This is a genomic window from Brevundimonas lutea, assembly GCF_003704105.1.
Lineage (GTDB): Bacteria > Pseudomonadota > Alphaproteobacteria > Caulobacterales > Caulobacteraceae > Brevundimonas > Brevundimonas lutea.
Genome location: NZ_QUOQ01000008.1, coordinates 22,792 through 37,753 on the forward strand (window position 1 = coordinate 22,792; position 14,962 = coordinate 37,753).

Annotated in this window: 13 protein-coding genes; 5 read left to right on the plus strand and 8 right to left on the minus strand. The window is 68.3% G+C overall.

Translation table 11 applies throughout. The features are described 5' to 3' along the window. Positions 1-29 precede the first annotated feature (29 nt). Positions 30-1,256: a TadE/TadG family type IV pilus assembly protein gene (locus EES48_RS13615; RefSeq protein WP_122468344.1), complete on the minus strand. Its 1,227-nt coding sequence runs from the start codon at positions 1,254-1,256 to the stop codon at positions 30-32. 203 nt (positions 1,257-1,459) lie between these two features. Between EES48_RS13615 and EES48_RS13620 the strand changes: the two genes are divergently transcribed. Together EES48_RS13620 and prfB are read left to right on the plus strand one after the other, a co-directional pair. Next, the gene (locus tag EES48_RS13620; RefSeq protein ID WP_122468842.1) at positions 1,460-3,853 is read left to right on the plus strand and encodes a penicillin-binding protein 1A; all 2,394 of its coding nucleotides are present in this window, start codon (positions 1,460-1,462) and stop codon (positions 3,851-3,853) included. A gap of 140 nt (positions 3,854-3,993) precedes the next feature. Next, positions 3,994-5,119, plus strand: a protein-coding gene (prfB, locus tag EES48_RS13625) for a peptide chain release factor 2 (RefSeq protein WP_122468348.1) whose coding sequence is annotated in 2 segments (ribosomal slippage) — positions 3,994-4,062 and positions 4,064-5,119 — 1,125 coding nt in all. Because the reading frame shifts where the segments join, the coding sequence is not laid out codon by codon here. Between the two features lie 12 nt (positions 5,120-5,131). On the opposite strand, the gene EES48_RS13630 is transcribed toward prfB, so the two are convergent. Continuing rightward, positions 5,132-7,501 carry an ATP-dependent helicase gene (locus EES48_RS13630; protein WP_420807955.1) on the minus strand — a complete coding sequence of 790 codons (2,370 nt, stop codon included), beginning with the start codon at positions 7,499-7,501 and terminating at the stop codon, positions 5,132-5,134. 123 nt (positions 7,502-7,624) lie between these two features. On the opposite strand from EES48_RS13630, the gene EES48_RS15200 reads away from it, so the two are divergent. After that, positions 7,625-7,921, plus strand: coding sequence for a hypothetical protein (locus tag EES48_RS15200; protein ID WP_240623374.1), 297 nt, complete (start codon positions 7,625-7,627; stop codon positions 7,919-7,921). Positions 7,922-7,924: 3 nt separating this feature from the next. Here the strand turns inward: EES48_RS15200 and EES48_RS13640 are convergent, their stop codons facing one another. The 4 genes from EES48_RS13640 to EES48_RS13655 all read right to left on the minus strand — a co-directional run bounded on the left by EES48_RS13640 (position 7,925) and on the right by EES48_RS13655 (position 12,346). After that, the gene (locus EES48_RS13640) at positions 7,925-8,641 is read right to left on the minus strand and encodes an SIMPL domain-containing protein (RefSeq protein WP_122468355.1); all 717 of its coding nucleotides are present in this window, start codon (positions 8,639-8,641) and stop codon (positions 7,925-7,927) included. Positions 8,642-8,689: 48 nt separating this feature from the next. Then, entirely contained in the window at positions 8,690-9,100 is a 411-nt protein-coding gene (locus tag EES48_RS13645) for an OmpA family protein (RefSeq protein WP_162998177.1), read from the minus strand. Between the two features lie 161 nt (positions 9,101-9,261). Then, entirely contained in the window at positions 9,262-11,127 is a 1,866-nt protein-coding gene (locus tag EES48_RS13650; protein ID WP_122468364.1) for a cation:proton antiporter, read from the minus strand. An 82-nt stretch (positions 11,128-11,209) separates the two neighbouring features. Next, the gene (locus tag EES48_RS13655; RefSeq protein WP_122468368.1) at positions 11,210-12,346 is read right to left on the minus strand and encodes an MFS transporter; all 1,137 of its coding nucleotides are present in this window, start codon (positions 12,344-12,346) and stop codon (positions 11,210-11,212) included. Positions 12,347-12,399: 53 nt separating this feature from the next. Between EES48_RS13655 and EES48_RS13660 the strand changes: the two genes are divergently transcribed. Continuing rightward, positions 12,400-13,263, plus strand: coding sequence for a LysR substrate-binding domain-containing protein (locus EES48_RS13660; RefSeq protein ID WP_240623375.1), 864 nt, complete (start codon positions 12,400-12,402; stop codon positions 13,261-13,263). Here the strand turns inward: EES48_RS13660 and EES48_RS13665 are convergent. Then, the gene (locus EES48_RS13665; RefSeq protein WP_122468372.1) at positions 13,260-13,481 is read right to left on the minus strand and encodes a ribbon-helix-helix domain-containing protein; all 222 of its coding nucleotides are present in this window, start codon (positions 13,479-13,481) and stop codon (positions 13,260-13,262) included. The two genes, EES48_RS13660 and EES48_RS13665, sit on opposite strands and share 4 nt — an antisense overlap. After that, positions 13,478-13,915 (minus strand): YbaY family lipoprotein, encoded by a 438-nt coding sequence (locus EES48_RS13670; RefSeq protein ID WP_122468375.1) that lies wholly within the window; start codon positions 13,913-13,915, stop codon positions 13,478-13,480. The genes EES48_RS13665 and EES48_RS13670 overlap by 4 nt, the downstream gene beginning before the upstream one ends. A gap of 94 nt (positions 13,916-14,009) precedes the next feature. On the opposite strand from EES48_RS13670, the gene EES48_RS13675 reads away from it, so the two are divergent. Continuing rightward, complete coding sequence (locus EES48_RS13675; RefSeq protein ID WP_240623376.1) at positions 14,010-14,945, plus strand: DMT family transporter; 936 nt, start codon at positions 14,010-14,012, stop codon at positions 14,943-14,945. The last annotated feature ends 17 nt before the right edge of the window (positions 14,946-14,962 follow it).

The window sequence follows — 14,962 nt, forward strand, 5'->3', positions numbered from 1 at the left end:
GTAGGCGCGAGTGATCGCGGGGGCAAGATTCAGCGCACGAGGCGCGCCGTTCCCTGTCGCGGACCCACCCCATCGGGCACCGGAACGTCCGAGCCCGCGTAATTGGCGTTGATGAAGAGGGACGGCGATCCTTTCAACTCGATCGACTCGGCCACGATCACCGTCCAGTCGGAGTCCTTGGCGATGTCCTTGCCGCCCTCGATGAACAGCCGCGCCGATGGAATGTAGAGAACGCCCAGCAGTCGGCTGACACGGTCGGAGTTGATCTTGAAGTCCTGATCGTTGTTTCGCGTGGTGATGATCACAAAGCCCGCGAAAGGCCCGGTCTTGCGTCCATCCAGGTCGACCGTCGAGTGGCCCTTGAAGTCGGACTTGGAGTTGCGATCGAAAATCAGGGCCACGTCGACCCCGACCAGACGGGACTCGTCGTCGACGTCGAGGTCGCCCTTGATGAAATAGTGGTCTCCGGGGGCGAGGGTTACCTGCGCGCCCTTCTTCAACTGGAAACCGCCGCAATGAACGCCGGCGGCGATCGTATGAAAGCCGCCCTCGTACTGGACCTGCTGTTCGCCGCCCGAGCAGGACTGGTCGGTGAGGATGGCCGTTGCGGCAAAGGGGTCCTCCAGGGGCACGGCGCCGACATTCGCGCCCGGCAGGATCGACCCGCGCGCGGTGGTCACGGCCTGAACCAGGCTGGCGCTGATCTGACCCTTGCCCGCGTCGATATCGTAGTTGGAATGGATCAGGCACTGGGGCGCGGTGATCACCCCTCGGTCGGCGACCAGAATGACCTTGTCCCGCCTGTCCGACGCGCCGCTGGCGATGATGCACAACGGGACGCGTGACACTGAGGCCGCCGCGGCCGAGGCGCGCACATCCCAGCCGCCGGGCGGCAGCAGATTGCCGAAGAAGGATGGCCGCTTGGTCGAGATCTCCACATCGAGGACGCGGCTTGAGCCCATCGGCTCGATGGTCGGCTCGACCAGGGCCACGTAGGCCGAGTCCTTCAGCTGCGCCTCGGCGAAGGCCCTGGCGCGTTCGATGGCGACGTCGTCGGATACCGCCATGGACATCTCGCCGGCGCCGGCCAGGGCGGCCGCCTCCGCCACCTGCTGGAAGTCGGCGCGCTGGGCCGCCACGGCGCGCAGGTCCACCGCCGCGGCGATCAGCAGCGCCAGAGGCGGCACGATAAAGGCGAACTTCAGCGCGATAGCGCCGCGGTCGTCATTCCGGAACTCTCGCCACCAGGCACGCAACTGTACACTCCGACGTTGTCGTCGTCAGCCTCCTTGTCGCACTCGGGGGTTAAGAGGGCCTGAGTCGGAAATCGACACAGCGGGCGCCCTTCCCACCGCCCCCCGACGCGGGCTAAAGCGGTCACTCGGGCGAGTGGCGCGGGGGCGCGAGTGCGGAGCGTGACGTGAAGGCGATCGGCGAGCGCTGGTACGTGGCGGCAGCCATGGCGATCCTGGCCGGCATCGCCGTTCTGGGCGTGATCGCGGCCGTCTACGCCGCCTGGATGTTCCACGACCTGCCCGACGCCTCGGACCTGGCCGAGTATCGACCGGCGACCGCCACGCGCGTCTATGCCGGCGACGGCACCCTGATCGGTGAATACTCGCAGGAGCGCCGCATCTATGTGCCCTATGACGAGATTCCGGAGCCCGTCATCCGCGCCTTCCTGGCCGCGGAGGACCGGAACTTCTTCAACCACGGCGGCATCGACGTGGGCGGCCTTGGCCGGGCCATGTTCAAGAACGTTTTCAACGTGGTCAGTGGTCGGCGTCTGGAGGGTGGATCGACCATCACCCAGCAGGTGGCCAAGAACGTCCTTTTGACCAACGAGACCACCCTCAGCCGCAAGCTGAAGGAGGCAATCCTGTCGAGCCGGCTGGAGGCCGTGCTGTCCAAACAGCAGATTCTCGAGCTGTATCTGAACGAGATCTACCTGGGTTATCGCTCCTACGGCGTGGCCTCGGCCGCCTTCAATTATTTCGGCAAGTCGCTGGAGCAGCTGACGCCGGAGGAGGCGGCCTTCCTCGCAGCCCTGCCCAAGGGGCCGTCCAACTACCACCCCAAGCGCAATCCCGAGGCGGCGACCGAGCGGCGCAACTGGGTGCTGGGTCAGATGAACCGGGTCGGCTGGCTGACCGACGCTGACTATCAGGCCGCGGTGGCCAAGCCCCTGGTCACCCAGGACGCGCCGCGCCGCGCCCAATATCAGGACGCCGATTTCTTCGTCGAGGAGGCGCGCCGCCGGGCGCTGGGTCTGTTCGGCCAGGACATCAACGCCGGCGGTTTCTACATGCGCACCACGCTGGACCCTGAACTGCAGAGCGCCGCGCGCCGCGCGCTGATGGAGGGCCTCGAGGATTACGACCGTCGCCACGGCTGGCGGGGGGCGTGGGGCGAGACCGACTTTGCCGAGGGCTGGCAGGAGGAAGCCGCCGACGAGACCACCCCGCCCGAGCGCCGGGAGTGGCGCGCGGCGGCTGTCGAGAGCGCCGAGGGCGGCACGGTCCGCATCCGGCTGGCGGCCACTGACGAGACCGGCGCGCTGCGCTCGGCCGACGTGGCCTGGGCTAACGCCGGGCGCGGCCTGGAGCGCGGCGACCTGATCTTCGTCGAGCCTGATGGCGGGCAGTACGCCCTCAAGCAGGTGCCGGCGGTGAACGGAGCCCTCGTGGCCATGGAGCCCCAGACTGGCCGGGTATTGGCGATGGTGGGCGGCTACTCCTACGCCCTGTCCAGTTTCAACCGCGCCACACAGGCCGAGCGCCAGCCTGGCTCGGCTTTCAAGCCCTTCGTGTACGCGACGGCGCTGGAAGGCGATTTCACCCCGGCGTCGATCATCGTCGACGGGCCGATCAGCTTCCCGGGCGGCGCCAACGGCGGCCGCTGGGCGCCCCAGAACTATGACCGCCGTTTCTATGGCCCCCAGACGCTTAGGAAGGGGCTGGAGCTGTCGCGCAACGCCATGACCGTGCGCCTGGCCCAGCAGGTCGGGATGCGCAACATCTCCGACGCCGCCGAGGCGTTCGGCGTTATCGACGACATGACGCCGAATCTGTCGATGTCTCTGGGGGCGGGGGAGACCACCCCGTACAAGATCACCGCCGCCTATGCCGCCTTCGTCAACGGCGGTCGCCGGGTTGACCCCTATATGATCGAGATGGTGCAGGACCGGTACGGCAAGACCGTGCACCGGGCCGACAGCCGCAATTGCCGCGGTTGCGGTCGCGGCTTCGATGGCTCCGCCTCGCCGCGCCTGCCGGAGCGGGGCGAACAGATCATAGATCCGATCACCGCCTATCAGATCAGCTCCATGCTGGAAGGCGTGGTGCAGCGCGGCACCGCCGCCCGAGCCTCCAGCCTGGGCCGCTGGATCGGCGGCAAAACGGGGACGACCAACGAATACCGCTCAGCTTGGTTCGTCGGCTTCACGCGCGACATCGTGGTCGGGGTCTTCATTGGGTTTGACGACAACCGGCCGCTGGGCCGCGGCGAGACCGGCTCGACCTCGGCGGTGCCGATCTTCATCGACTTCATGGAAACGGCCCTGAAAGAGCGCCCCGTGCGGGAATTTGAACGACCCGAAAACGCCGTCTTCCGCATGGTCAACGGCGTCGAGGAGGCCTTCCGTCCCGGCACCGAGCGCCGCATCGTCGAGCGCCAGCAGCAGCCGGTCGCCGTCGATAGGGGTCCGGTCTCCTACAACGAGGTGCTGCGCCGCGAAGCCGAGATCGGTCGCGACACCGGTGGCATCCCGCCTCCGCCCGCGCCGCCGCCCCAGCCGGAGGCCGCCCCGCCGCCGCGCCAGGCGCCGGCCGAGGATCTGTCGGGACTGTATTGACCGGACGCCGGGCCTTGAGCGCGAGGCCCGGGCGCTCTACCTAACCGTCATCACGGCGCGCCGCCCTGGCGCGCCGTTTCTGGTCCCTATGTCGATCGCGCGGCGACCGACAGCTTGAGGGATGAACATCGGAGAGTGCGATGAGACCGGATGTCGAGGCCATGAAGGCCGACATCGAGCAGAGCGTCGCTCTGCTCAGGAGGCGTCTTTGACTGGGATGTCGCTGTCAGAAAGCTCGATGAGCTGAACGCTCGGGTCGAGGATCCGACCCTGTGGGACGATCCCGACCAGGCGCAGGCCGTCAGCCGCGACCGTTCGCGGCTGGAAGCCCAGATAAACGCGGTCAAGGAGATGGAACAGGGCGTCGACGACGGCGTCATGCTGGCCGAGATGGCCGACGAGGAGGGCGATGAAGCCACCCTCGAGGAGGCGCGCGCCCAGCTGAAGGCCATCAAGGACCGCGCCGCCCGCGCCGAACTGGAGGCGCTGCTGTCCGGCGAAGCCGACGGCAACGACGCCTATCTGGAGGTTAACTCCGGCGCCGGCGGCACCGAGAGCTGCGACTGGGCTGGCATGCTGCTTCGCATGTACTCCCGCTGGGCCAAGGCTCACGGCTACGAGGTCGAGATCGAGGCCTCGGAAGACGGCGATCAGGCCGGCATCAAGTCCGCCACCATCCTGGTCACGGGGCCGAACGCCTATGGCTGGCTGAAGTCGGAATCGGGCGTGCACCGGCTGGTGCGCATCAGCCCCTATGATGCGGCGGCCAAGCGCCACACGTCATTCGCCTCGGTCGGGGTATCCCCGGTTGTCGATGACACGATCGAGATCGACATCAACCCGGCCGACGTGCGCACCGACACCTATCGCGCCTCGGGCTCCGGCGGCCAGCACGTCAACAAGACCGACTCGGCGGTGCGTCTGACCCACATTCCGACCAACACCGTGGTGGCCTGCCAGGCCGGTCGATCGCAGCATCAGAACCGTGATCAGGCCTGGAAGATGCTGCGCGCGCGCCTCTACGAACTGGAATTGCAACGGCGAGAGGCCGCCGCTCAGGCCCTGGCCGACGCCAAGACCGACATCGGCTGGGGCCACCAAATCCGAAGTTACGTCCTGCAGCCCTATCAGATGGTCAAGGATCTGCGCACCAACGTCGAGACCTCGGACACCGACGGCGTGCTGGACGGCGACCTGGACGCCTTCATGGGCGCGGCGCTGGCGGCCCGGGTGGGCGACAAGCGCGGGGAGGCGGCGGAGGGGTAGGCTCCTTCGCCGTCACGCCTTCTCCACAAAGGTGTCGATCACCCGTTTCTCGCCCGCCTTCTCGAAGTCGACGAGGAGCTTGTTGCCCTCGATCTGACGGATGGCGCCGTAGCCGAATTTCTGGTGGAAGACGCGCTCCCCGCGTGACCAGGCCCCTCCGGACTTCGGATCGGCCGAGGCGATCAGGCGGCCGTCGCCCTCGATCAGGGTCGTTCTCGCCGTGCGGCCGGCCGGGACCTTGCTCGCCGTGAACGATTGGGCTCGCTTCCATCCAGGCGAGGAATAGCCGGCGCCGAAGGTGGGCGTGTCGTCCCAGCGGCTCTTGGCTTCCTTCATGCCGGTCGAGGCGCCGTAGTAGCCCGTCTCGCTTTCGGCCTCGACGTGATCGATCGGCAGTTCATCGACGAACCGGCTGGGCAACTGGGTCGTCCAGCGGCCATAGACTTGGCGGTTGGCGGCGAAGGATATGCGGGCGTCACGTTTGGCGCGGGTGACGCCGACATAGGCCAGGCGCCGTTCTTCCTCGAGGCCCTTCTCGCCCTTGTCGTCGATTGAGCGCTGGGACGGAAACACGCCTTCCTCCCAGCCGGGCAGGAAGACCAGCGGGAACTCCAGTCCCTTGGCGCCGTGCAGGGTCATGATCTGGACGGAGTCGTCGCCGGCCTCGCCGCGGTCCAGGTCCATGACCAGCGACACATGCTCGAGATAGGCCTGGAGGTTGTCGAAGGCCTGCATCGACTGGACCAGTTCCTTGAGGTTATCCAGCCGGGTCTGGCCCGTGGCGCGGTCGGCGCGCTGCATGTCGGTGTAGCCGCTCTCCTCCAGCACCGTCTCCGTCAGCTCCCAGTGGCGCACGGTCTGGGCCAGCGCCCGCCAGCGATCCAGGTCGCGCACGAAGTTGGACAGGGCCGTGCGCGTCCGCGCCTGCAGTTCGTCCGAGACGATCAGGTCGCGCACGGCTGTCATGGCTGAGACGCCGGCCAGCCGGGCGATCTGCAGGATTTTCTGGACGCTGGTGTCGCCGATGCCGCGCTTGGGCGTGTTGACGATCCGCTCGAAGGCCAGGTCGTCGTCTTCGGACTGCATCAGGCGCAGATAGGCGTGGGCGTCGCGGATTTCGGCCCGCTCGAAGAAGCGCGGACCGCCGATCACCACATAGGGGACGGCCAGCATGACGAACCGCTCCTCGAACGCCCGCATCTGATGCGAGGCGCGAACCAGCACCGCCATATCCTTGTATCGATGGCCTTCTCGTCGAGCCGTCTCGATCTCGTCGGCGATCAGACGGGCCTCTGCCTCGCCGTCCCAGACGCCGCGCACCCGGACCTTGTCGCCGGTCTTGTCCTCGGTCCACAGAGTTTTGCCGAGACGATCCTTGTTCGTGGCGATCAGGGCCGAGGCGGCGCCCAGGATGTGGCTGGTCGAGCGATAGTTGCGTTCCAGCTTGATGATCCGGGCGCCGGGGAAGTCCCGTTCGAAGCGCAGGATGTTGTCCACCTCGGCGCCCCGCCAGCCATAGATCGACTGGTCGTCGTCGCCGACGCAGCAGACATTGCCGGTCGAAGCCGTCAGCAGCCGCAGCCACAGATACTGGGCGACATTGGTGTCCTGATATTCGTCGACCAGGATGTAGCGGAAGCGACGGCGGTATTCCTCGACGATATCCGCGTGTTTTGACAGGATGGTCAGGTTGTGCAGCAGCAGATCGCCAAAGTCGCAGGCGTTCAGCGTGCGCAGCCGCTCCTGATAGGCGGCATAGAGCGACTGCCCCTTGCCATTGGCGAAATCCTCGGTGGCGGGCAGCTTGTCGGGCGTCCACCCGCGGTTCTTCCAGTGATCGACCAGCCCGGCCAGAGAGCGCGGCGTCCAGCGCTTGGTGTCGATATTCGCGGCTTCCAGAAGCTGTTTCAGCAGCCGTTCCTGGTCGTCGGTGTCCAGGATGGTGAAGCTGGACTTCAGCCCCACCAGTTCCGCGTGGCGCCTCAGGATCTGGGCGGCGACCGAATGGAAGGTGCCGAGCCATCTGAGTCCCTCGGCCGAGGGTCCGATCAGGGCGGTGATCCGCTCGCGCATCTCGCGGGCGGCCTTGTTGGTGAAGGTGACGGCCAGCAGCTCCCATGGCCGCGCCCGGCCCGTCGCGAGAATGTGCGCCAGCCGCGTGGTCAAGACCCGCGTCTTGCCGGTGCCCGCGCCGGCCAGGACCAGCACCGGGCCTTCCGTCGTTTCAACGGCCAGCCGCTGTTCGGGGTTCAGCCCTTCCAGATAGTCGGGCGCACCCTCGGGCCCGCGCGCGCGCGCGAGGTCGGAAATGCGGGGGGCAGGGAGGGCGTCGGTCACAGGCGGTCGGGGAGAGTCGAGAACATCGGCGGAACATAGGGGGATGCGGAGCGCCCTGAAACCCCATGCGCAACGGCCCTGTCCGGAACCCGACTCGCGGCTTGCCGTTCAGGCTTGGCCATAACGGAGAGGGAGGCCGGCTCTCACCGGCCGCAAGGAGACATCCGCATGACCGACACACCGCCAAACAGCCCGCCACCCGAGAACACCGACTCGACCCGCCACCACACCACGGTCGTCAACACCGCACCGGCCGAACGCAGCGGCGGCGGCGCCGGCATGGCTTTCGTGATCGGCGGCATCGTCGTGGTGCTGGCCGTGATCGCCTGGTTCGTATTCGCCCGCGGCGCCGGTCCTGACATGGCCGTGCCCGAGAGCATCGACGCCGACGTCGACATCAATCTGCCGGAAGCGCCCAAGATGCCGGAAATGCCGGCCAACCCGGTCCCTGCTCCGGCGGAGTGACCGTCAGCGCAGCTGATACACCACGGTGGTGACCACCCGGATCTTCTTTTCAGGAGATGAGCTCTCCATCTCGACCTCGTCGCGGGCCAGGATCTCGAAAGAGCCCTGGGTCGCCTGACGGATGGGGCCGAGCGCGGCGCCGGAATCCTCGGTGAACTGCTCGGCCCCGCTGCGCGCGGCGGCGGTGGCCTCGGCGATCATCTCCGGCCTGACGTCGTTCAGGCCAGTGAAGACATAGCTTGGGCCGTTGAAGTCCTGCAGCACAACCCCTTGGCGGACCAGCTCGTTCAGCGCCCGCGTGGTGCCCTGGACCCGATCGACGTCGTTGGTGCGCACGATCACCGTCTGGGCCAGGATGAAGCGAGGGCCTCCGGTCTGAGCCGCGTATTCACGCGACTGGGTGTCGGCCACCTCCAGCCGGCCCAGACTCACCGCGTCCTCGGCATAGCCTTGGGCGGTCAGGAATTGGCGCACGATGGCCAGGTCGCCGTCGATCCTCGCCTGCACCTCAGAAAGGACATCGCCGGACGCGGTGAAGCGGATCGGCAAAACCGCCAGATCGGCCCGCACATAGCGCTCGGACAGACCCCTGACCGTTACCGAGCGATCGCCGGTGCGCGCATCGACGATGCCGTGTCCGATGAAGGCTCCGGCCCCCAGCATGCCGACGGCGAGGATGCCGGCGAAAAGAGCGGCGGGCAGCAGGCGGTTGTCGGTCATGGCGGCGGTCTCCGAACCGGACCATGCGCCAAATCTCGCAAGGGTCAATCAGTCAGTTTGGTCCGCCGAATTGCTCAGGGTTTCGGAGGCGTCCGATGGCCCCGGCCGTGCGACGAGGTCGACGCGACGCGCCTCCTCCATTGGCAGGGCGGATTCTGGCGGCGTGTCGACCTGCGCCGTGTCGTCGTCGCTGACGGTGAGGCGTTGCGGGTCTACACCCAGGGTCAGCAGATGATCGCGCACCGCCTCGGCTCGCTGACGGGCCAGGCGGCGGTTCAGCGCGGCGTCACCCGTTGGATCGGTACGTCCGGCAAGCTCGATGCGCCACGACGAATCCGGAATCGATTTCGCGAAGACCTCAAGGTCCGCGCGCGCCGCGTCGGACAGATCGGCCGTGCCGAGATCGAAATAGACGCGGGCTTCGAGCGGCTGGGGCGCGGGCGCCACGTCGGCGGTCATCTCGGCCTTGACCTCGGGTCTAAGGATCGAGCCGCGTGAGGCGACGGGTTCCTCGACCGCGGCCTGTGACTCCGGCGGCGGCGTCGCGGGTTCGGGTTCGCGGTCGCACCCAGACGCGGCCAGCGCCACGGCGCCCAGACCGGCGCAGAGCGTCCCCGCTCTCATGGTAATGCGGGCGAAGCGGTCATATCTTCGTCTCCCTGTGTTGAGGTGGCGCTTTCGACCGTCTCTGAACGCACCGCGCCAGGCTTGGGCGGCGCGTAGGACACCACAGTGTCGCCCGCCTCGGGCTTGGGCCGCGAGGCGTGGCTGAAGAAGTGGATCTTGCCGCTCTTGCCGATGACCATCAGCTGGTCCGCGCCCTCGGGCAATTCCCGCATAGCGTCCTTGAGACTGAACTGCTCGGTCAGGCGCGTCTTGCGCAGGGTCCAGCCCTGGCGAAGCCTCTGATCGATCTCCTCCACACCGAGGCCCGACGGGAACAGCGTGCGGCCACGCAGGGCGGCGGGCAGGGCGCGGGCGTCGTCGTGATCGACATCGCCCAGCTGATAGACGGCGTGGCGCCCCACCTCGGTCGCCAGTTCATTGCAGACGAGGGCGTTGTAGGCCTCGTTGTCCGTGGCGGCGACCAGGGCCTGGAACCGGCCCATGTCGAGATGGTCCTCGGTGGCCTCGGCCAGGATCTCGCCGTGATAGGTCGGAATGTCGCGTTGGCGCGCCCGCGCCAGCCGCTGCCAACTGGTGTCGGCGACCACCACGGGCATCTCCAGCTCCCGCAGGGTTTCGGCCAAGGCCAGGCTCCAGGGCGTGGTGCCGACGATCAGCACGCCCTTTTTGGTGTCGCCGGTCACGCCCAGCCAGCGCGCCGCCAGCTTGGCTGTAAAGCCGTGGGCGAAGATGGTGGCGATCACGACGGCGAAGGACAGCGACACCAGGACGCCGCCATCTTCGTAGCCCAAGTCGCCCATTTTCAGCGCAAACAGGCCGGAAATGGCCACGGCCACGATGCCTCGCGGCGCGATCCAGCCGATGAACAGCTGCTCGCGCATCGGCACGCGCGATCCCGCGAGGCTGAGCAGCACGGTGGCCGGGCGAACCAGGAACAACAGCACCGCCAGGAATGCCAGGAACCGCCACTCGAACTGACGCAACACCTCAAGATTGAGTGACGCCGACAGCATCACGAAGACGCCGGAGACCAGCAGAACGGTGATGTTCTCCTTGAACGGCATGAGGTCGCGGAAGCTGGCCAGCCGCATGTTGGCCAGGGCTACGCCCATGACGGTCACAGTCAGCAGGCCGGACTCCTCCTGGATCATGTTGGCGCCGACGAAGACGCCGATCACCGCGATCAGCAGCACCGGCGCCTTGAGGAATTCCGGGACATGGCCGCGCGGAAAGGCCCAGGCGATCAGACGCGCCGCGCCCCAGCCCAGCAGGCCCGCCACGATCGAGGCCAGCAGCAGGGAGACGGCGACACCTGCCACCGAGTCGCCCTGGGCCGTGCGATGCAGGATTTCATAAGTCACCACCGCGCAAAGGGCGCCCAGCGGATCGTTGACGATGGATTCCCATTTCAGGATGGCGCGCGGTCTGTGCGCTAGATTGGTCTGGCGCAGCAGGGGCAGGATCACCGTGGGTCCGGTGACCACCAGGATGCCCGCGAACAGGATCGCCACTGGCCAGACCAGGCCGGCCACATAGTAGCAGGCCAGGGCGCCCAGCCCCCAGGCGATCGGCACCCCCAGCAGCGCCAGTCGATGCACAGCGCCCTCGGCGTGCCGCAGCTCGCGGAAGTTCAGGTTCAACCCGCCCTCGAACAGGATGATGGCCACCGCCAGGGAGATCAGCGGCTCCAGCATGGGGCCGAAATCGCGCTCAGGCTGGATGAACCCGGTGACCGGACCGGCCAGGATGCCGGCGATCAGCATCAGGGCGATGGCGGGCCAGCCGGTGCGCCAGGCGATCCACTGCGCGCCGATCCCCAGCACGCCGATGGCGGCCAGAACCAAGGCCAGATGATGCATAGGGGCCCCTCAGCCGCTACGTCCCAAGGGAGAGGAATGCGCGGACGGCGGCGGCGTTGCTTCGCGCGTCGCGGCGCCGGCCTTACCTCCGGAGACCGAAGGTTGCGGCGAACATCATCAAACAGATCAGGCTGGTAAGGATCATGGCCGCTCCGGTCGAGATGCCCAGCGCCAGAGCGTAGCCGGCGGGCGCCGCGGCCTGGAGGTAGCGCGCGGGGGTCAACAGCAGCGCCTGTCGGACAGCATAGCGGTCCGCTCCGAAGACATGGAGCGGCAGCACGCCCGAGGCGACGGCCAGAAACCCATTGCCGACGCCCTGGCCCACCGCGATGGCCGGCGCGAGCCTGGACCCGCCGACAGCGGCCACGAGGGCGCCGATCGGATGGCACAGGGCCGCCAACCTCGCTGTCAGGATCGGATGGGACCGATGGAGCAGAGTCAGGTCGACGACGCGGGCCAGGATAGCGCAGCCCGCCATGGCGCCCGCCGCCCAGGCCGCATGAACCGGCGTCATGCCCAGCGAAGTCAGCAGGCGCGGCAGGTGCGCGGCCATGGCCGTCGCCACCATCCAGGCGCCAGCGAACAGCACCGCCAACTGGACCATGCGCCGGTCCCAGCGGATCGGCGCCGGCGCGCGACGATCTTCGGGCGCGATCTGAGGGCGGCGGGGCAGGATGCGTACGACGAGCGGGACGCAAATCGCGAGATGGATCACCGCCCAGATCAGACAGGCCGCCCGCCAGTCCCATGCGTCGACGGCCAACCGACTGACGGGCCAGCCGACCATCCCGCCGAACGCCCCCATGAGGGAGACCGCGGTGATCGGCCGTCTGGCGCCGTCGCCATGAAGCTCGACCAGCACGGCGAAAGCCGTACCGTACAGGCCGACGGCCATGCCCAGGCCCAGGGCGGCCACGCCGACGTAGAGAAGCCACGGCTCGGCCGCAGAAGCCATCAGCAGCAGCGCGCCGCCGAACGCCAGGTGCGCCAGGATCAGAACCTGGCGACCCCCATGGGCCTCGATCAATCGCCCCCCTGCCGGGGTCAGGACGGCGGCCAGCAGGAAGGCGACCGACAGGGCCAGGAAGATGCCGGCCGGTGGCACGCCGAACTCCGTCGCGATCGGATCGGCCAGGACGCCGAGCAGATAGTAGCTGGAGGCGAAGGCCACGATCTGGCCGAGACCCAGGACAACGACGACGGGCAGGTTGCGGGACATGAGGAGTGGTGAGGCGATTGCGGCTCCCGCGAAAGCGACTTATCCGGACGGTCATGTGCGAAAATCTCACAGGCGAGCGCCCGCTGCCGTCGCTAAATGCGCTCAGGGCCTTCGAGGCCATGGGCCGCACCGGCAGCGCCACGCGCGCCGCCGCCGAACTGCACGTCACCCACGGCGCGGTGAGCCGGCAGGTCAAGGCGCTGGAGGCGGCCACAGGCGTGCGCCTGTTCGAAGGGCCGCGCCACGCGCTGCGGCTGACGGCCCGGGGGCGGGCCCTGCTGGACGGCCTGACGCCCGGCTTTGACGCCATCGCCGCCGCCGTCCGAGCGGTGGCGCCGGACGCGACCGTGCGTCTGGCGGTCCATCCCAGCCTGGCGGTCAAATGGCTGATTCCGCGTCTGGCGCGGTTCGAGCGTGCGCATCCCGACATCTCGGTGACCCTCAGCGAGTTGCCGCTCGAGGCGTCGCGCGTGCGTGGCGCCGACATGGCCATCCGCTATCTGAGCGCCGAGAAGGCCGACACCCTACAGGGGGTCGAGGTTCTGGGGGCCAATCGCATCGCTCTCGTCTGCTCGCCGTCGTTGGCCGCTGACCTCGCGTCAGCGACCCGGCTGACGGCGCGCACCCATCCGCAGGGGTGGACTGACTGGGCGAAAGCTATCGGGCAGGCGGCGCCGATTGGACCGACGCGCATACTGGCCCACGTCCATTACGTGCTCGACGCCGCCCTGGCTGGCTTGGGCGCCGCCGTCCTGCCGCGCACCCTGGTTCAGGATGATCTGGAGGCGGGGCGTCTGGCGGCGCCCTTCGGATTCGTCGAAGACGGAGGCGTGCTGGCCGCGATTCCGGCGCGCCCCATGCTGACCAGGGACGAGCGCGCGGTGCTGGGATGGCTCAAGGTTGAGGCGAACGCCTAGGCCGGACCGTTCCGAGCCGCCCACTCCAACGCCAGCAGGCGGCAGGCGGAGGCGAGGGGGCGGCGGCCGCGGTCGGCGTCGATGCGTTTGAGCAGCCCCGCGTGGGTCAGGCCGTCGGCCTCGGCGACGCGGTCGAGGATGGCCCAGAATTCGGGCTCCAGCGCCACGGAGGTGGCGTGGCCGGCCAGCAGCACCGACCGCTTCTTCAGTCCGCTCACGGGGTGGCGACCATGACGATGTCGGCGGTCGCGGGCGCGCCCTGGGTCAGGACCGCGTGGCGGGTGTCGGTGGTGAAGCGCAGCCGGTCGGCCTCGTCGCGGATTTCGGCGCGGGCGGCATAGGTGTGGCGCGGATCGATCTGGGCGGACGGAAGGCCGAGCGTGGTCGTATAGGGCGGCGCGCGGCCGTCCAGAGGCTCGCGGTGCTCGGCCATCACCCGGGCGGGGGCGTCGGCCAGGCTGACGTCCTCGATGCGCACGATCAGGGTGTGGCCGGGCGGCAGCAGGATGCGCTCGCGGTAGGTGGCGCTGACCTGCACCGTAGTCATGCCGTGGCCGACGTCAGGGCCAAGGTCGGGGCCCGAGGGCGTAGTTGCGGGCGCGGCGCAGGCGCCGAGCAGGGCGACGGCGCAGAGAGCGGGCAGGGGACGCATCGGAAATCCTCCATCTGGCGGCATTGGGACCCGACAACAGCGCGGAGGCAAGATCGGGGTTGCCGCTGACGGCGGCGCGGTCCATTGCGCGGCCATGGCCTCCCCCGATTCCGCCAACCGGCCCGTGGCGCGCGCGCCGCTGTCGCGCACTACCCTGCTGGGCATCGCCGGGGTGGGGGTCTGCGCCCTGATCTGGGGCACGACTTGGTACGGCATCACCCTCCAGTTCGGCGTAGTCGAGCCGCTGGTCTCCATCGTCTGGCGTTTCGGTCTGGCCTCGGTGATCCTGGGTCTGGCCTGCATGGTCATGCGCTGGCCCCTGACCCTGACGCGGGATCAGCACCTGGCCGCTTTCTTCCAGGGCCTGTTCGCCTTTTCGATCAGCTACAGCTTCACCTATGCGGCCGAGCATCACGTCGCCTCCGCCATCGTGGCGGTCACCTTCGCGGCCTTGACCTTCCTGAATCTGATCCTGTTCCGGGTGGCGGCGGGGCAGAGGGCGGCGGCGGCGTCCTGGGCCGGGGCGGTTCTGGGGGTCGCGGGCGTGGCGGTGCTGTCCGGCGGCGAGATTCTGGGGGCGGGCTTCGATCGCGAGGCGGCGCTGGGAGTCGGTCTGGCCCTGGTCGCGACCACGGCCTCGGCCTTCGGCAACTTCTTCGCCTGGCGCGGTCAGAACGCGGGCTCGGCTGTCATTCCCTCCACCGCCTGGGCCATGGCCTATGGCACGGGGCTGCTGGCGCTCTGGGGTCTGGCGACTGGGGTCGAGTGGTCGATCGAGCCGACCGCCCGCTATCTCGGTTCGCTGGCCTATCTAGCCGTTTTCGGGTCGGTCATCGCCTTCGGCCTGTATTTCACCATCGCCCGGGTGATCGGCTACACCATGGCCAGCTACATCTCGGCCCTGACGCCGCCTATCGCCATGCTGGTGTCCGTCGCCTTCGAAGGCGCGCGGTTTGGCTGGACGGCGCTGATCGGGCTGGCGATCGTGCTGGCGGGTCAGGCGCTGCTGATCCGCGCGCCGAAGCGATGATCAACGCGTTCGCCTGA